This window comes from Ideonella sp. P3_A4 (genome assembly GCF_056403075.1).
In genome coordinates this window covers 18,227-35,328 of sequence record NZ_JBFUGE010000005.1, presented here as the reverse complement: position 1 = coordinate 35,328, position 17,102 = coordinate 18,227, and the positions used below count along the sequence as shown (strand labels likewise).

The 17,102-nt window shown below is 68.0% G+C and carries 18 protein-coding genes; 14 read left to right on the top strand and 4 right to left on the bottom strand.

Annotated elements, in window-relative coordinates:
- Nucleotides 1-9: 9 nt before the first annotated feature.
- From AC1DYI_RS01665 to AC1DYI_RS01630, 8 genes are all read left to right on the top strand, one after another.
- A complete protein-coding gene (locus AC1DYI_RS01665; RefSeq protein WP_477202340.1) occupies nt 10-483 on the top strand; it encodes an Rrf2 family transcriptional regulator in 474 nt (157 codons plus the stop codon).
- The gene (locus tag AC1DYI_RS01660; RefSeq protein ID WP_477202339.1) at nt 480-962 is read left to right on the top strand and encodes a metal-sulfur cluster assembly factor; all 483 of its coding nucleotides are present in this window, start codon (nt 480-482) and stop codon (nt 960-962) included. Before AC1DYI_RS01665 ends, AC1DYI_RS01660 begins: the two co-directional genes overlap by 4 nt.
- Nucleotides 860-1,933 (top strand): hypothetical protein, encoded by a 1,074-nt coding sequence (locus tag AC1DYI_RS01655; RefSeq protein ID WP_477202338.1) that lies wholly within the window; start codon nt 860-862, stop codon nt 1,931-1,933. The genes AC1DYI_RS01660 and AC1DYI_RS01655 overlap by 103 nt, the downstream gene beginning before the upstream one ends.
- Nucleotides 1,934-1,946: 13 nt before the next feature.
- Nucleotides 1,947-3,143, top strand: coding sequence for an NnrS family protein (locus tag AC1DYI_RS01650; protein ID WP_477202337.1), 1,197 nt, complete (start codon nt 1,947-1,949; stop codon nt 3,141-3,143).
- A 6-nt stretch (nt 3,144-3,149) separates the two neighbouring features.
- Nucleotides 3,150-3,542: a SirB2 family protein gene (locus tag AC1DYI_RS01645; RefSeq protein ID WP_477202336.1), complete on the top strand. Its 393-nt coding sequence runs from the start codon at nt 3,150-3,152 to the stop codon at nt 3,540-3,542.
- Nucleotides 3,543-3,682: 140 nt separating this feature from the next.
- A complete protein-coding gene (locus tag AC1DYI_RS01640) occupies nt 3,683-5,722 on the top strand; it encodes a ribonucleoside triphosphate reductase (protein WP_477202335.1) in 2,040 nt (679 codons plus the stop codon).
- Nucleotides 5,723-5,752: 30 nt separating this feature from the next.
- The gene (nrdD, locus tag AC1DYI_RS01635) at nt 5,753-5,947 is read left to right on the top strand and encodes an anaerobic ribonucleoside-triphosphate reductase (protein ID WP_477202334.1); all 195 of its coding nucleotides are present in this window, start codon (nt 5,753-5,755) and stop codon (nt 5,945-5,947) included.
- Nucleotides 5,940-6,620 (top strand): anaerobic ribonucleoside-triphosphate reductase activating protein, encoded by a 681-nt coding sequence (locus tag AC1DYI_RS01630; protein WP_477202333.1) that lies wholly within the window; start codon nt 5,940-5,942, stop codon nt 6,618-6,620. Before nrdD ends, AC1DYI_RS01630 begins: the two co-directional genes overlap by 8 nt.
- A 10-nt stretch (nt 6,621-6,630) precedes the next feature.
- On the opposite strand, the gene AC1DYI_RS01625 is transcribed toward AC1DYI_RS01630, so the two are convergent.
- From AC1DYI_RS01625 to AC1DYI_RS01610, 4 genes are all read right to left on the bottom strand, one after another.
- On the bottom strand, nt 6,631-7,953 hold the full coding sequence (locus tag AC1DYI_RS01625) for a 4Fe-4S binding protein (RefSeq protein WP_477202356.1): 1,323 nt from the start codon (nt 7,951-7,953) through the stop codon (nt 6,631-6,633).
- An 86-nt stretch (nt 7,954-8,039) separates the two neighbouring features.
- Nucleotides 8,040-8,870 carry an FTR1 family iron permease gene (locus AC1DYI_RS01620; RefSeq protein WP_477202332.1) on the bottom strand — a complete coding sequence of 277 codons (831 nt, stop codon included), beginning with the start codon at nt 8,868-8,870 and terminating at the stop codon, nt 8,040-8,042.
- 11 nt (nt 8,871-8,881) lie between these two features.
- Nucleotides 8,882-9,211 (bottom strand): cupredoxin domain-containing protein, encoded by a 330-nt coding sequence (locus tag AC1DYI_RS01615; RefSeq protein ID WP_477202331.1) that lies wholly within the window; start codon nt 9,209-9,211, stop codon nt 8,882-8,884.
- Nucleotides 9,211-9,768, bottom strand: a complete 558-nt coding sequence (locus AC1DYI_RS01610; protein WP_477202330.1) for an iron transporter — start codon at nt 9,766-9,768, stop codon at nt 9,211-9,213. Before AC1DYI_RS01610 ends, AC1DYI_RS01615 begins: the two co-directional genes overlap by 1 nt.
- A 233-nt stretch (nt 9,769-10,001) precedes the next feature.
- Between AC1DYI_RS01610 and AC1DYI_RS01605 the strand changes: the two genes are divergently transcribed.
- From AC1DYI_RS01605 to AC1DYI_RS01580, 6 genes are all read left to right on the top strand, one after another.
- Nucleotides 10,002-10,634, top strand: coding sequence for a YitT family protein (locus AC1DYI_RS01605; RefSeq protein ID WP_477202329.1), 633 nt, complete (start codon nt 10,002-10,004; stop codon nt 10,632-10,634).
- Between the two features lie 119 nt (nt 10,635-10,753).
- Nucleotides 10,754-11,491, top strand: coding sequence for a Crp/Fnr family transcriptional regulator (locus tag AC1DYI_RS01600; protein WP_477202328.1), 738 nt, complete (start codon nt 10,754-10,756; stop codon nt 11,489-11,491).
- Between the two features lie 67 nt (nt 11,492-11,558).
- Entirely contained in the window at nt 11,559-13,445 is a 1,887-nt protein-coding gene (locus tag AC1DYI_RS01595; protein ID WP_477202327.1) for a type IV pili methyl-accepting chemotaxis transducer N-terminal domain-containing protein, read from the top strand.
- The gene (locus AC1DYI_RS01590; RefSeq protein WP_477202326.1) at nt 13,414-14,070 is read left to right on the top strand and encodes a response regulator; all 657 of its coding nucleotides are present in this window, start codon (nt 13,414-13,416) and stop codon (nt 14,068-14,070) included. The genes AC1DYI_RS01595 and AC1DYI_RS01590 overlap by 32 nt, the downstream gene beginning before the upstream one ends.
- Nucleotides 14,071-14,323: 253 nt before the next feature.
- Nucleotides 14,324-15,637, top strand: coding sequence for an MFS transporter (locus AC1DYI_RS01585; RefSeq protein WP_477202325.1), 1,314 nt, complete (start codon nt 14,324-14,326; stop codon nt 15,635-15,637).
- A gap of 27 nt (nt 15,638-15,664) precedes the next feature.
- Entirely contained in the window at nt 15,665-17,053 is a 1,389-nt protein-coding gene (locus AC1DYI_RS01580) for a NarK family nitrate/nitrite MFS transporter (protein WP_477202324.1), read from the top strand.
- The last annotated feature ends 49 nt before the right edge of the window (nt 17,054-17,102 follow it).

Here is a 17,102-nt window from a genome sequence, read left to right as displayed (position 1 = left end):
ACCATCGCCATGAAGCTCACCGCTTTCACCGATTACAGCCTGCGCGTGCTGATCTACCTGGCTGCCCAGCCGGGGCGACGCAGCACGATTGCCGAGATTGCCGAGGCGTTCCATGTGAAGGAGAACCACCTGACCAAGGTGGTCCACTTCCTCGGCAAGGCCGGCTTGCTGGCCAATGTGCGCGGCAAGGGCGGTGGGCTCGACCTGGCGCTGGCGCCGGAAGACGTGGTCCTCGGCCATGTCGTCCGGCAGACCGAAGGGGCGGACATGCCAGCCGAGTGCTTCGGTGAGGAGCCGGCCGTCGGACGCTGTTGCATCGAACCGGTTTGCCGCCTGCGCCCGGTCTTGCATGAAGCGGTCGAGGCTTTCTACGCGGTGCTCGACCGCTACACGCTGGCCGACATGGCGCGCAACCGGCAGGCACTCGCGCGCATCCTGTTCGTCGACCAGCGGCCGGCAGCGCGCGGTGGGCTTCATTCATGACCGCCCCCGCGCCGTTCCCCTACACCGGCCCCGAGGCGCTGCGCCAGCCGATCATCGACGCGTTGACGCATGTCGTCGACCCCGAGGTCGCGCTGAGCATCGTCGACGTGGGCTTGGTGCTGGGCGTGACGGTGTCCGCCGACAGGCTGCATGTGCTGCTAACCATGACCTCGGCCGCCTGCCCTGTTGCCGGCCTGATCATCGAAGAGGCCGAGGCCGAGCTGATGAGCGTCGCCGAACGCGGCATGGCGATCGATGTTGAACTGGTGTGGGAGCCGCCGTGGACGCCCGACCAGATGAGCGAGCGCGGCCGGCGCTTCATGCAGTGGTGRACACCGCCGCCCAACACCGCTGGCTGGCCGCATGTGCCAAGCCTGTGCTGTTGGGCATGGTGGTGGTGTCGCTGGTCAGCGGCGTGTTCGGTGGGCTGGCGCGCTACGGCGTCGCCCCTTCGTCATTCAACGGTGACGCGTGGTTGAACCACGCCTTGCTCTGGCACGCCGGTCTGATGATCTGTGGCTTCCTCGGCACGGTGATCGGCATCGAGCGTGCGGTGGCCGTCAAGCGGCCTGCGGCGTTCCTCGCGCCAGTGTTGTCTGGTGCGGCGGGCCTGTGTCTCGTCGCAGGCTTGGCCATGCCGGCGAGTGCGCTGCTCGCCGCGGCGGCGACGGTCTTCGTGGCCGTCAATGTCGTCATCGTGCACCGCCAGCGTGCGGCACACACCGTGCTGTTGCTGGTGGCCGCCGTGGCATGGCTGATCGGCAATCTCCACTTCGCATTCGGTGCCACCAGCCTGGCCACACTGGCCTGGTGGTTCAGCTTCCTGGTGCTGACGATCGCGGCCGAGCGGCTGGAGATGACACGCCTGATGCGCCGGCACCCGGCTGCGCACCCATCGTTCCATGCCATCGTTGCGCTGCTGGTGGCCGGTGCCGCCGCGTCAGTTGCCTGGCCCGTTGTTGGCGGCGTGTTGTTTGGTGTGGCGCTCACGCTGCTGGCCACTTGGCTCGCCRTTTTCGACATCGCGCGCCGAACCGTTTTCGCCGCCGGCCTGCCCCGCTACATGGCCGTGTGCCTGCTGGGCGGCTACGGATGGTTGGCAGTGGCCGGTGTCGCATGGGCGGCGATGGTGCTCGGCGCGCCGACGCGCGACATCGCGCTGCACGCGCTGGGCCTGGGCTTCGTCATCAGCATGGTCATGGGCCACGCGCCGGTGATCCTGCCGGCGGTCGCCCGCGTCAAGATGCAGTTCGGGCGGCCGTTCTACGGGCCTCTGTTGGCACTTCACCTCTCGCTGGTGCTCCGCCTGGGCGCCGGCGCATTCGATGACAGCCTGCGCGCCGCCGGCGCCGCAATGAACGCCCTGGCCCTGGTCTGGTTTGCGGCCACAGCGCTGGGCGGCATCGTCGCCTGGCGGTGGGCCCATCGCGGCTTGGCGCCCCATCTTTGACGGAGAAGCCCCAATGACCGGCTTCGTGCAAATCATGGAACCGCCTCGGCGCCCCAACAGCGCCCCGAGCTTCGCACTCTGGCAAATCGGGTTTCGGCCGTTCTACCTGCTGGCGAGCTCGTTCGCCGCGCTGTCGATCGGCCTGTGGGCCTTGCAATTCTCAGGCTGGCTCGGCCATGCCTACCTGAGCGGGCCCGCCTGGCATGCCCACGAGATGCTGTTCGGCTTCACGCTCGCAGTGGTCGTCGGCTTTCTCTTCACCGCGGGGCGCAACTGGTCGAACCGGCCCACGCCGACTGGCGCGCTGCTGGCTGCGTTGGCTGCCTTGTGGGTGGCCGGGCGCGTGCTGGTGCTGACGCCCTTCGGCCTCACCGCTGCACTGGTCAGCGCCGCCTTCCCACTGGCTGCGGCTGTTTCGCTGGCGGTGCCGTTCATCGCGTCGCGCAACCGCCGCAACTACTTCTTCATCGGCCTGTTGTTGATGATGTCGGCGGCGCAGATGCTGTTCCACCTAGCCCAGCTGGGCGCTATCGCAGTGCCCCCGTGGATCGGCATTCAACTGGCGCTCGATGTGGTGCTGTTCATCATGGCGGTGATGGGCGGCCGCGTGATCCCGATGTTCACCAACAACGGCATTCCCGGTGCGGCGGCCACGCGCCAGCCGCTGGTCGAGAAGTTGGCGCTGGGCTCGGTGTTGTTGCTGTGGGCAGCCGACGCAGTGCAGCTGCACGGCACGTCGATGCTGTTGCTGGCCTTGTTGTGCGCCGCGGTGCACCTGCGGCGCTGGTCGCTGTGGCAGCCTTGGGTCACCTGGCGCACGCCGCTGGTCTGGGTGCTGCACCTGGCCTACCTGTGGATTCCCGTGCACCTGATGCTGCGCGCCGTGGCAGAAGCCGGCTGGCTGGCCCCATCGCTGGCCACCCATGCCTTGACCGTCGGCGCGATCGGCGGCCTGATCATCGGCATGATGACGCGCACCGCGCTTGGTCACACCGGCCGCATGCTTCGCGCTGGTCGCAGCGAGACCACGAGCTACGTGCTCATCGCACTGGCCGCGGTCGTGCGAATCGCTGTGCCGATGCTGATGCCTGAGGCCACGATGTACGCGGTGCTGGTGTCGGCGTCTTGCTGGTCCGCCGGCTTCGGCTTGTTCGCGGTGACCTACTGGCCGGTGCTGACGCGCTCGCGCGTCGACGGCAAGCCGGGTTGATTCGCTGTGGACTACGCGCTGCTCAAGACCATCCACCAGACGGCCGTCGCGCTGTCGTTCGCCGGTTTCTTCGCCCGCGGGCTTGCGTCGCTGCGCGGCGCGCGCTGGGTGCAAGGCCGCGTAGCGAAGACCTTGCCGCACATCGTCGACTCGGTGCTGCTGCTGTCCGCCCTCACGCTGGCCTGGATGCTGCGCCTGAATCCAGCCCACGCCCCGTGGCTGCTGGCCAAGATCATCGGGCTGCTGGTCTACATCGGGCTGGGCATGCTGGCCTTGAAGCCCGGCCGCCCTGCCGCCGTGCGCGCCGGCGCCTGGCTGGCGGCGCTGGCCACTTTCGGCTGGATCGCCTCCGTTGCGATCACGAAAAGCCCACTGGGCTTTCTGGCGCACCTCGCCTGACGCTCTCGCTGGCGCCGCGCGTCAGCTTCAGCGCGCATTCGCCGCATCTCTGATCCTGATCAAATTCGACCGCTTGGTCACGGCCAATGCCCTGCCTATAGTGTCCACACTGAATTCACACCCCATATTTAGTGTTCGACATGACGCCAGTCCCCACCACGCCGTTCCCATCGCCCACCGGCAGCCTGCCCGTCGCCGTGATCAAACGCGAAGGTCGAACGGTGGGCTTCGATGCGCAGAAGATCCACGCGGCGCTGGCTCGTGCTGGCGCCGCCACAGGCGAGTTCGACGCGGAGCGCGCCGCTGAACTGACACGGCAGGTCGTTGCGCAGCTGCGCGGGCGCGTGGCCGATGTCGAGACGATTCAAGACTTGGTCGAGCGTGTGCTGCAGCAAGCCGCTCACTTCGACACAGCGCGGGCCTACATCGTCTACCGCGAGCAGCGCCGCAGCCTGCGGCAAGACCGCGTGGTCGCGGTGAACGTCGAGCGTTCGGTCAACGAATACCTCGCGCGGCAGGACTGGCGCGTGCAGGCCAACGCCAACCAGGGCTACTCGCTCGGTGGGCTGATCCTGAACGTGGCCGGCAAGGTCATCGCTAACTACTGGCTCGATCACGTCTACCCGCCCGAGATCGGCCTGGCGCACCGCGAGGCCGACTTCCACATCCACGACCTGGACATGCTGTCGGGCTACTGCGCTGGCTGGTCGCTGCGCACGCTGCTGCATGAGGGCCTGAACGGCGTGCCGGGCAAGGTGGAGTCGGGGCCGCCGCAGCATCTGTCCAGCGCGGTCGGGCAGATCGTCAACTKTCTCGGCACGCTGCAGAACGAATGGGCCGGCGCGCAGGCCTTCAGCTCGTTCGACACCTACCTGGCACCCTATGTGCGCAAGGACGGCCTGAGCTTCCTGCAGGTGCGCCAGTGCATGCAGGAGCTGATCCACAACCTGAACGTGCCTTCGCGCTGGGGTACGCAGACGCCGTTCACCAACCTGACCTTCGACTGGACCTGCCCCGACGACCTGCGCGAGCAGGTGCCGGTGATCGGCGGACGCGAGATGCCCTTCACCTACGGCGACCTGCAAGCCGAGATGGACCTGATCAACCAGGCCTACATCGACGTGATGATGCGAGGCGACGCGAAGGGCCGCGCRTTCACCTTCCCGATCCCGACCTACAACATCACGCGCAACTTCGCCTGGGACCACCCGAACACCGATCGCCTGTTCGAGATGACCGCGAAGTACGGCCTGCCCTACTTCCAGAACTTCCTCAATTCCGACCTCGAGCCGCACATGGTGCGCTCGATGTGTTGCCGGCTGCAGCTGGACCTGCGCGAGCTGCTCAAGCGCGGCAACGGCCTGTTCGGCTCGGCCGAGCAGACCGGCTCGCTCGGCGTGGTGACGTTGAATTGCGCCCGATTGGGCCACCTGCACGCCGGCGACGAAGCTGCGCTGCTGCGCCGTACCGACACGCTGATCGACCTGGCGCGGAACAGCCTGGAGATCAAGCGCAAGGTGATCCAGGGCCACATTGACAACGGCCTGTTCCCCTACACCAAGCGCTACCTCGGCACACTGCGCAACCACTTCTCGACGATCGGCGTGAACGGCATCAACGAGATGATCCGCAACTTCAGCGGCGGCGCCGAGGACATCACCACCGAATGGGGCGAGGCCTTCGCGCTGCGCTACCTCGACCACATCCGCGAACGCATCGTCGCGCTGCAAGAAGAAACCGGCCACCTCTACAACCTGGAGGCCACGCCCGCCGAGGGCACCACCTACCGCTTTGCGAAAGAAGACCGCAAGCGTTTCCCGCACATCCTGCAGGCCGGCACACCGGCGCAGCCCTACTACACCAACTCTTCGCAGTTGCCGGTCGCCTTCACGACCGACCCGTTCGAAGCCCTGCAGCGGCAAGAAGCGCTGCAGCGCAAATACACCGGCGGCACGGTGCTGCACCTGTACCTGGGCGAACGTGTCTCTTCGGCCGCCGCGTGCAAGGCGCTGGTGCGGCGTGCGCTCAGCCGCTTCCGCCTGCCGTACCTCACCGTGACGCCGACCTTCTCGATCTGCCCGGCACATGGCTACCTGGCGGGCGAGCATGTCTTCTGCCCGCAGTGCGACGAAGCCGCGCTGGCCCGCAAGCGCCGGCAGCACGAGGCCCAAGCGCACTGACCCCTTTCACCTACCCTCAAGGAGACTCCGATGACTTCTGCCGCCTTCCTGTCCGAACACTTCACGCTGGCCGAGCACGAGCGCCAACGGTGCGAGGTCTGGACCCGCGTGATGGGTTACCACCGGCCGATGGCCTCGTTCAACACCGGCAAGCAGGGCGAATTCAACGAGCGTCGCTACTTCGTCGAGCCGCCCGCCGATCCTTCGCCTGCCAGTCGTGATTGAGGTCGGCGGCTTCACGCCGCTGAGCACCAGCGACTGGCCGGGCCGCCTGTGCGCGGTGGTGTTCATCCGCGGCTGCCCCTGGCGCTGCGGCTACTGCCACAACCCCGAGCTGCAGGTTCGCACCGGCCGCAGCGACATCGGCTGGGCTTCGGTGCGCGAAACCTTGCAGCGCCGTGTCGGCTTGCTCGATGGCGTGGTCTTCAGTGGCGGTGAACCCGCGCTGGATCCACATCTGCCCGAGGCACTGAATGAAGTGCGCGACATGGGCTTCGAGACGGGCCTGCACAGCGCCGGTATCTACCCCGCACGTTTGCGCACCCTGCTACCCGTGCTGGGCTGGGTGGGCCTGGACGTGAAGACCTGTGCCTCAAGCTACGACGAAGTCACCGGCCGGCGCGGCAGCGGCCGTGCCGCCTGGCGGGCGCTGGACACGGTGCTCGCCAGCGGTGTCGCTCATGAACTGCGCACCACCTACCACCCTGCGCTCGTCGACGACGCCGCGTTGCTGGACACCGCCCGTGCCTTGCGCGCAGCCGGCGCACAACGTTGGGCGCTGCAACGCCTGCTCGGCGTTGATRGCGAGGCCACCACCCGCTGGCCTGATGACTGGGCCTGGCCCGAGCCCCTGCTGGACGAGGTTCGCGCGCTGGGGTTGGAACTGACGCTGCGCTGATCTCGCGTCGTCAGACGCCGAGCAGCATCCACACCCAGATCACGCCCATCAACGCCACCGGCAGGCCGTAGCAGGCCAGCGCCAAGGCCTTGCGACTGGCACCCGCAGCGGCTGACGCCAGCAACCGAGCCCCGAGCACCAGCGACCAGCCCGCGGCACCACCGAGCAACAGCACGCGCAATGGGCCAAGCCAAGACAGCGGCACCCCTTCGGCGCGCAGGTGGCTCGCGGTCGTCATCGACAAGCCAAGCACCAGGCCAGCACCTGCCAGCGGCACCAGCGCCATCGCCAGGCGGTGGCGTGTGATGGCAGTAGCGTCCAACACGCGCACCGCAGCGCCCAGGGCCAGCCACACCAGGCCGCCGACCAGCAACGCATGGCCACCGATATAGGCCAGGATGGCCAGCCCGTCGAGCCAGCTGAACACGTCACTCGCCGCGGGCTGGTGGGTCAGCAGCCACCATGGCGCGTTGTCGGCCAGCAGCGCGTAGTGGTCGTGCGCGACCAGCCACTCGGCGGCGGCCTGCTTGGCCGTGACGAAGGCTGGTGACAAGCTCCACTGGAAGGCCCCGACGGCCACGCCCAGCAGGCCGAACACCAGCAAGCTGGCCGAGGTCTCGTCGCCAGGGCGCACCGGACCGAGGATCTCGGCATTCGGCGAACGGGTCGCCAGTTCGATCGCCCCGCGGTGGCCGCTGCAGCGACCGCACGAATGGCAGGCCGAGGCGCTGTCGAGGTGGCGCAGGTTCAGCAGTGGCCCGCAGTCCACCCGCGGCACCACGCCCTGGTGGCGTCGCCAGGCCGCCTCGTCGGCACGAAAGTGCAGCGGGGCCACCTTGGCCAGCAACGTGAACACGCCACTGACGGGGCACAGATAGCGACACCACACGCGCTTGCCTTGGCCGTACAGGTAACCCACCAGCATGGCGGCCAGAGTCGACCCGCCCAGGATCAACAGCGTCGCCTGCGCGTAGTCGTAGACGCCGATCAGTTGCTCATAGACCGTGGTGGCGATGAACGCCAACGTCGGCCAGCCGCGCCAACGCACCCAGCGCGGGATCGTGCCGCCGCGGCCGTGGCGGCTGGCCCATTCGGTCAACGCGCCTTCGGGGCAGAACACGCCGCACCAGACGCGGCCGAGCAGCATCGTCGCGGCGATCACCAGCGGCCACCAGACGCCCCAAAAAATGAACTGGGCGAACAGCGTCAGGTTGTCGACGATGCTGGCACCTGCCGGCGGCAGCGGCAGGCAGGCCGGTAGCACCACGAGGAACCCGTAAAACCCGACCATCGCCCACTGGATGGTCTGGATCAGCCGGCGATGACGCTGCATCGCATCGCCCAGGCGTGCCGGCCAGGGCCGCGACACCGGCGTGTCGCTGACGCCAGGCGCCGGCGACGGCGCCACCACGATCGGGATCACACGGTGCATCGCRCTGGCGCCGAAGACGCCGGTTTGCCGGCTCGAGAAAGCAGCGCCCAGGCCAGCGCCCAGAAGCCTGCATAACCGACCAGCAGGGTGGCCGATGGCCGCGCGCGGTAACCGGCAAAGTCGGCCAGCACACGGCCCAGGCCGGTGCTGTCGTCGAGCAGCAGCGCGCTGTCCCAAACCGGGTCCCAACCCGGCGGGAGCCAGTCGAGCGCGATCATCTGGTCGATGCCGGTCGCCACCAGCGAAGCGGCGACGATCAGCAGCAGCGCCTCGCTCAGGCGCATCAACCGGCGCGTGCCGAGCGCGCGCGCTCCGCGCCCGAGCAGCCACGCACAGGCCAACGCCGCCAGCAGTCCACCAAAGCCCGCGAGCCACCGCGCGGTGGCCGTGCTAGCGGTCTCCCAGCCGATGCCGCACAGAAAGACCACCGTCTCGGCGCCTTCGCGCGCCACTGCCAGCGCGGCCACCCAGGCCACGCCCGAAGCGCCCGAGACCCGCGAGGCCCTCGCTTCGAGCGTGTAGCGCATCGTGGCTCCGTGGCGGCGCATCCACGCCACCATTTGCAGGATCAGCGCCGCGGCACCCAGCGTCACCGTCAACCGCACGGCGTCCAGCGCCTGGCCTTGCAGTTCGGACTGCGCCAGCAGCGTCGCCACACCCAGCAGCCCCGCCAGGCCCACGCCACCGACGGCACCGACCCACAGGCCGCGCCGCAACGGGGCGGGTGTCGGCTGGCGGGCGATCCAGGCCAGCAGCACGCCGATGATCAGCAGTGCCTCGACGCTTTCGCGCCAGACAACGATGAAGGTGTGGAGCATCGAATTGGCCTTTACTTGGCGGTCAGCGTCAGCGCTGCGCCGTCGGGGTGGAATTCGTCGACGAACTGGTAGCTGCCCGGGCGCAGCGGCGGCAGCACCAGCGTCGACGCGGCGCCGGGCGCGAGCACCTTCTCGACCCGCAGGCCGAGGTTCTCGAATTCGCAGGGGCCGGTGCCGCCGTTGCTCACCGCCAGTCGCAGCCGCACGCCAGCCGGCACGGCCAGCGTGGCGGGCTCGATGCGGCCGTCGCGCACCACGATCGACAGGGTCTGCATCTCAGCGGTCACAGCGCCCGTGGCCAGCACCGTAGCCAGGGCTATCGCCAAGTGATGGCGGTTCATCAATACCCACCCTTCTTGCCAACGCCGGCGAAGGTGAAATCCCACTCGACGTCGAACGCCTTGAACCAGGGGCGCACGCCAGTGGCGCGGTCGGTGTGGCGGCCGAAGTGGTGGCCGATCGGGTTCTCTTTCGCGCTCGGCGGGTAGACCGTGTACTTGAGGTGGTAGCGGCCCGGGCCCTGCAGCTTGACGTTGTCGCCGTAGTGCGGCCCGTCGCTGGCCACCATCGCCATGAAGTCGCCGACGATCGGCTCGCCGCCGCCTTGCTTGCGGATCTCGTAGCGCACGAACAGGAACGGCACCCACGCGCCTTCGGCGTAACCATGCGGGTTGTTGTCGAGCGCGTGGATGTCGGCCTCAATGTGCACATCCGACTCGGTCGCCTTCCGCATGTGGCCATCGGGCTCCATTTCAACCGGCTGCAGATAGACCGCGCCAATCTCCATGTCCGCCACCTTGTGTGGCGTGCCGATCGGGTACTCGAGCGCCGATGCCGGCGCGCAAACGCCGGCCGCGAGGACAGCCACGAGTGCGGCGCGAATCAAAAGGGAACTCATGGGGGAGTCTCGAATGAATAGGAATGATTTGCATCTTCCTAACTCGCCGGGTTCATGGATTTGACCCATGACAAGAACTCGGCAGATCGCTCTCAAGGAACGAAGGGCCGCCCCGAGTTCCTCGATCCCCTCGGGGGCGGGCTTGGCTTGCTGAGCCCTGGGGCGCTTCATTGGCCAACGCTTGCGCCAACTCAACCCGGTCCGCCAGAGCCGCGCGACACTGGCCGCTGACCATGTCCATCCGCAGCACACCCCACCCGTTGGTCGACGACCTGCAAGCCCTGGCCACGGCCATCTTGCTGGTCTCTCTGGGCCTGTCGTTGATCGGCGGCGCCGGCCTGCTGACCGGTGGAACGCCCGGGATTGCATTCCTGCTGAGCTACAGCACGGGCCTGCCGCTGGGAGTGGCGCTGTTCTGCGTCAACCTGCCCTTCTACCTGCTGTCGTGGCGCGAGCTGGGGCTGCGGTTCACGTTGCGCACTCTCTGCGCGGTGGGCGCGCTGTCGGTAGGGGTCGAGGTGGTGGCTCGCACGCTGAGCCTGCGCACCGTGCAGCCGCTGTACGCGGCCATCGCCGGCGGCACGCTGATCGGCGTCGGCCTGGTGGTGCTGTTCCGGCACAGAGCCAGCCTGGGTGGCGTGAACGTCCTCGCGCTGAGCCTGCAGCGCCGCCGCGGCTGGCGTGCCGGTGCGGTGCAAATGGCGATCGACTGCGCAATCTTGCTGGCCGCGCTGGTGACCATCGAGCCACGTCGCGTCGGCTACTCGATTGTCGGTGCGGTGGCGCTCAACCTCGTGCTGCTGTGGAACCACCGGCCGGGTGCGGCACCCGCTGCGCTGAACGAGCAGACCGCGGCGGCCCGTTGACCCTTGCCGAAACGATGATCTTGATCAAGCCCTCGCTCGATCGACTCTTGACCAAACACAAAACCTCGCCTGCTTCAGGCATGGACAGTGGCTTGACCACAACGTCAGTACCGACCGCCATGGACACCGCCCTGACCCTTCTCACACCGCCCGGCCCGGCGCCGAGCGCCGCCGGTACCGAGGTCGACACCCTTGCGGCACTCTTGCAGCAAGCCTGCCAACCCACGCCACCACCGCCGGACGATGCCCAGGCTCTGGCGATGCTGGGCCAAGCGCACAGGGTGGCCGCCGGGTGCAGCCCCTTCGACGAGATGACGCCCAGCCATGCGATGTGGCTGGTCACCGGCGGTTGCGTGACGATGGGCGGCGCCGACGGCGACGRCCATCGGCAGCCCTTGCGCTCGTTCCAGCGCGGCCAGTGGCTGGACGTGGCGAACGCCTGGCTGGGCCAGGCCGTCGTCGAGCGTTGCGTGGCAGACGCCGACAGCACGCTGTATGCCTTCCCGATTGCCGATGTCGAGGTGCTTTGCCGGCGTCGGCCCTCGGTCGCCCGCGTGCTGCTGAGCCTGCTGGCCCGCCATGTGCGCGAGTCGACCCAGAACGCGCAGCAGCTGCTGACCAAGGACGCCCTCGCCCGCTGCGCCACCTGGTTGCTCGACGCCCTGCACGCCACCGCTGACGGCGCCACCGTCGTGCTGGCGCAGCGCAAGAGCACGGTCGCTTCGCAGATCGGCACCTCGCCGGAAACCTTTTCGCGCACCTTGCGCCGCCTGCGCGAGATGGGCGCCATCGACGTCAAGGGCGCACGCATCTTCGTGCGGGACGCGACGGCGCTGCACCGGCTGGCGACGCCATAGGGCCACGAACCGTTCAGCCTTGATCGATGTCAAGCCGTTGCGGGTCTCGCCGGCCTAGAGTGACCCGATGCGGCCCCGCCAGACCCTTGCCTTCAAGCTGGTGGCCACCGGCTCGCTGTTCCTGCTGGTGGCCCTGGCGTCGATCGCGTTGACGCTGTGGGTGACCTGGCAGCTCGAAGGCGGCGCGGCCGCCGTCAACGAGGCCGGCCGCCTGCGCATGATGAGCTACCGCTTGGCATTGCGCGCCGATGGTGATGCAACGCAGGCACTCGCCGCACCGGTGCAGCAGATGGACGCCACGCTCGAGCTGCTGCKCAGCGGCGACCCGTCGCGGCCCCTGTTCATCCCATGGAGCGAAGAGGCGCGCGCCGCCTATGACGACGTGCGCCAAATCTGGTCAGCCCTGCGTGGGCGCTGGCTGGCCGGCGCGCGGGTGTCGGTCCCGGATGTCGACAACCTGGTCGAGCGCGTCGACCGCTTCGTGTCGACGATCGAGCAGCGCATGTCGTACTGGACGGCGCTGCTGCGCGGCGTCCAGATGGCGATGGTCGTGCTCGCCGTCACCAGCGCGGTGCTGCTGCTGTACGCCAGCCACCTGATGGTGCTGGACCCGCTGCGGCGCCTGGGCGCCGGGCTGGCTGCCATCCATGCCGGCGACTTCAGCGCTCGCGTCGAGATCGATGCGGCCGACGAGTTTCGCCAGTTGGCCACGGGCTTCAACACGATGGCCGAACGCCTGGCGACGCTGTACCGCGATCTCGAGCACAAGGTCGAAGAGAAGACCGCCCGGCTCGAAGTCGAACACGCCCGGCTGCGCTCGCTGTATGAGGTCAGCGAGCTGGTCGCCCGTGCCGACACGCTGGACGAGCTGGCCCGCAACTTCGCCGGCCATGTGCGCCGCGTGGCCCGTGCCGACGCGGTGGCGGTACGCTGGTCGGACGAATCGAACCGGCGCTACCTCTTGCTGGCCCAGGAGGGCCTGCCGCCCACGCTGGCCGCGCAAGGCCGCTGCCTGCCCACCGGCAACTGCCACTGCGGCCAACCGGCAGCCACGGCGCACACCCAGGTGGTGATGGCGCCGGCGCTGGCCCAAGGTGCGGGGCACTGCAGCCGCGCCGGTTTCGAGACGCTGCTGACCGTGCCTGTGCGCTTGCACCAGCGCGTGCTCGGCGAAGTCGACCTGTTCTTTCGCAGCGCCCGCACGGCCGACGCCGACGAGCGCGCCTTGATCGAAACCCTGGCCGGGCATCTGGCCGGTGGCATCGAGAGCCTGCGTGTCGCCGCCGCCGAACGAGAGACCGCCGTCGCCGCCGAACGCACGCTGATCGCCCAGGAGCTGCACGACTCCATCGCGCAATCGCTGGCCTTTCTGAAGATCCAGGTCGGCCTGCTGCGCGAGGCGCTTCGGCGAGACGACCCGACCGCCATCCAGGCCACCTTGGGCGAGATCGACACCGGCGTGCGCGAAAGCTATGGCGACGTGCGCGAGCTGCTGCTGCACTTCCGCACCCGCACCAACAGCGAAGACATCGAGCCCGCGCTGCGCAGCACGGTGCAGAAGTTCGAGCACCAGACCGGCCTGCCGGTCAAGCTGGACGTGCAAGGCCACGGCCTGCCGCTGCCGGCCGACCAACAGGTGCAGGTGCTGCACGTGCTGCAGGAGGCCTTGTCGAACGTGCGCAAGCACGCCGGCGCGAGCCAGGTGCGGTTGACGGTGCGGCAGTCGCCCGAATGGCGTTTCGAGGTCGCCGACGACGGCCGCGGCTTCGACCCGGCCGATCAGCCCGGCGAAAGCCACGTGGGCCTGCGCATCATGCAAGAGCGGGCCGCCACCATCGGCGCCGAGGTCAGCGTGCGCTCGTCAGTCGGCGAAGGCACCGTCGTGACGCTGCGCCTGCCCGAACATGCCACCGAGGACACCCATGAAAGCGCCGATTCGCCTGTTGGTGGTTGACGACCACACCTTGTTCAGGCGCGGCCTGATTGCGCTGCTCGCCCAGTACGCGCAGGTGCAGGTGGTCGGCGAAGCGGCCGATGCTGGTGAAGCCCGGCGCGGTGCGTCCGCGCTGCAACCCGATGTCGTCTTGCTGGACAACCATTTGCCGGGTGTGCGCGGCATCGACGCCCTGCCGGAGCTGAAGGCCGCCGCACCGACCGCGCGGATCGTGATGCTGACGGTCAGCGAAGACGAACAAGACCTGGCCACGGCCTTGCAAGCCGGCGCACAGGGCTACGTGCTGAAGACGATCGACGGCCCGGCGCTGCTCGACGCCATCGAACGCTGCGCACGCGGCGACACGGTCGTCAGTCCGGAGCTGACCGGCAAGCTGGTGACCGCCTTGCGCGGCGCGGGCAACGCTGAGCCAAGCGAGCCGCCGGAGCGGCCGCCACTGTCGCCGCGCGAGCGCGAGATCGTGCGCGAGATCGCGCGCGGCGCCAGCAACAAGGAGATCGCCCGCACGCTGGAGATCGCCGAGACGACGGTGAAGATCCACGTGCAGCACATCCTGCGCAAGCTGGGCCTCAGCTCGCGCGTGCAGGCCGCCGTCTACGCGACCGAGCACCTCGGCGCGGGCTGACACGCGTCCGACCTGGGCGCGCGCCGCCGCGTGATACGCGGCATTCACACAGTGACACCCGCCGTCACCGACGGTTCGTCGGCCATTTCCACCCGCTGCCGATGCTGATGCCCCAAGGCTGAAGCATCGTCCATTCGAACGATGCCAGGCCGGTCCCGCATCGTTCTTCCGCCGTGTGCGCGGCGTTCCACGGAAGGATGTTCGCGGCCCGGCGCAGCGCCGAAAGTTCAGGTCAGGAAATAGGAGTTGCGTCATGGCCTTAGCTGCCACCCGTGCCACACAGTCGTCGCCCCCCGTTGCCGCCGCCGTGCAGCCCAACCGCAGCCGCCAGGCGCTGTCGGTGCTGATCGTCAGCACGCTCGCCTTCACCGTCTGCTTCATGGTCTGGATGATGTTCGGCGTGGTCGGCATCCCGATCAAGAAGGCACTGAACCTCAACGCCACCCAGTTCGGCCTGCTGACGGCGATGCCCGTGCTCTCGGGCTCGCTGGTACGCGTGCCGCTGGGCATCTGGACCGACCGCTTCGGCGGCCGCATCGTGATGGCGCTGTTGATGGCGCTGACAGTGCCGGCGATCTGGATGATGTCTTACGCCACCGCGTATTGGCACTTCCTGACCATCGGCCTGTTCGTCGGCCTGGCCGGCGGCTCGTTCTCGGTCGGCACGCCGTACGTGGCGCGCTGGTTCCCGAAGTCGCGCCAGGGCTTTGCGATGGGTGTCTACGGCGCCGGCAACTCGGGCGCGGCGGTCAACAAGTTCATCGCCCCGGCGCTGGTCGTCGCCTTCGGCTGGACGATGGTGCCGCAGGTCTACGCCGCGGTGATGCTGGGCACGGTCGTGCTGTTCTGGATGTTCAGCCACAGCGACCCGCAGCACCTGGTGCCGAACAACGTGACCTTCTTCGACCAGCTGAAGGCGCTGAAGGACCCGAAGGTGCTGAAGTACTGCCAGTACTACAGCATCGTCTTCGGCGGCTACGTGGGCCTGTCGCTGTGGATGGTGCAGTATTACGTCGGCGAGTTCGGGCTCGACATCCGCGTGGCGGCCCTGCTGGCGGCTTGCTTCTCACTGCCCGGTGGTGTGCTCCGCGCCGTAGGCGGCTGGCTGTCGGACAAGTACGGTGCGCACAGCGTCACCTGGTGGGTGATGTGGGTCAGCTGGATCTGCCTGTTCCTGCTGAGCTACCCGCAAACCGACTTCACGGTGCTGACGGTCAACGGCGCGCGCACCTTCCACATCGGCCTGAATGTCTACTCGTTCACCGCATTGATGGCGGTGCTGGGCGTGGCCTGGGCCTTCGGCAAGGCCAGCGTCTTCAAGTACATCAGCGACGACTACCCGAAGAACATCGGCGCCATCAGCGGCATCGTCGGTCTGGCCGGCGGTCTGGGCGGCTTCGTGCTGCCGATCCTGTTCGGCGCCCTGCTCGACCTGACCGGTGTGCGCTCGTCGGCTTTCATGCTGCTGTACGGCGTGGTCTGGGTCTCGCTGATCTGGATGTACTTCACCGAAGTGCGTCGTGCCCCGCTGCTGGGCGACACCGTGGCAACTCCCGCGGCCGCCTGATCAACCCATCTCAACAAGGAGCACCTGATGGCTTCTTCCTCACTGATCGCGCAATGGAACCCTGAAGACCAGGGCTTCTGGCGCACCAAGGGCGCGACCATCGCGCAACGCAACCTCTGGATCTCGATCCCCGCGCTGACGCTTGCGTTCGCGGTGTGGATGGTCTGGTCGGTGGTGGTCGTCAACCTGCCGCAGGTGGGCTTCCGCTTCTCGACCAACCAGCTGTTCTGGCTGGCCTCGCTGCCAGCCTTGTGCGGCGCCACGCTGCGCATCTTCTACTCGTTCGCCGTGCCGGTTTTTGGTGGCCGACGGTGGACGGCGATCTCGACCGCCTCGTTGCTGCTGCCGGCTCTTGGCATCGGGCTGGCGGTGCAAAGCCCCGACACGCCGTRCGAGGTATTCATCGTGCTGGCGCTGCTGTGCGGCTTCGGTGGCGGCAACTTCGCCTCCAGCATGAGCAACATCAGCTTCTTCTTCCCGAAGGAGCAGAAAGGCACCGCGCTGGGCCTGAATGCGGGCCTGGGCAACCTCGGCGTCTCGCTGGTCCAGGTGGTCGTGCCGATGGTCATCGGCGCCAACGTGTTCGGTGACCTCGGCGGCCCGCCGCAGGGCGTGGTCAAGGTCGGCGGCGCGATGGTGCTGTGGCTGCAGAACGCCGGCTACATCTGGGTGCCGTTCATCATCGCCAGCGCTGTGGCGGCGTGGTTCGGCATGAACGACCTGGCCGATGCCAAGGCCTCGTTCGCCGACCAGGCGGTGATCTTCAAGCGCAAGCACAACTGGCTGATGTGCTGGCTGTATCTCGGCACCTTCGGCAGCTTCATCGGCTACTCGGCCGGCTTCCCGCTGCTGATCAAGAGCCAATTCCCCGGCATCAATGCCCTGCAGTACGCATGGCTCGGCCCCTTGGTCGGCGCACTGGTGCGGCCCGTGGGCGGCTGGTTGGCCGACAAGGTGGGCGGCGCGCGCGTGACCTTCTGGAACTTCGTCGCAATGGCCGTGGGCGTGCTGGCGGTGCTGCAGTTCCTGCCCTCGCATGGCCAGGGCGGCAACTTCACCGGCTTCCTGGTCGCCTTCCTGTTCCTCTTTGCCACCTCGGGCATCGGCAACGGCTCGACCTTCCGCATGATCCCGGTGATCTTCCTGACCGAGCGCATGGCCGACGCGAAGGACAAGGGCCCGGCCGCGAAAGAGCAGGCCATCAAGGACGCGAACAAGGAAGCGGCCGCGGTGCTCGGCTTCAGCTCGGCCATCGGCGCTTACGGCGGCTTCTTCATCCCGAAGAGCTACGGCAGCTCGATCGCGCTGACCGGCGGCACCGAAGCGGCGCTGTACTGCTTCATCGTCTTCTACCTGACCTGCATCGCCGTGACCTGGTGGTACTACAGCCGCCGCAACGCGCCGATGCCCTGCTGATTCTCGAAGCCCGGGCGGCCCCAACGGCGGGGCCGCGCACGGGGCGAAT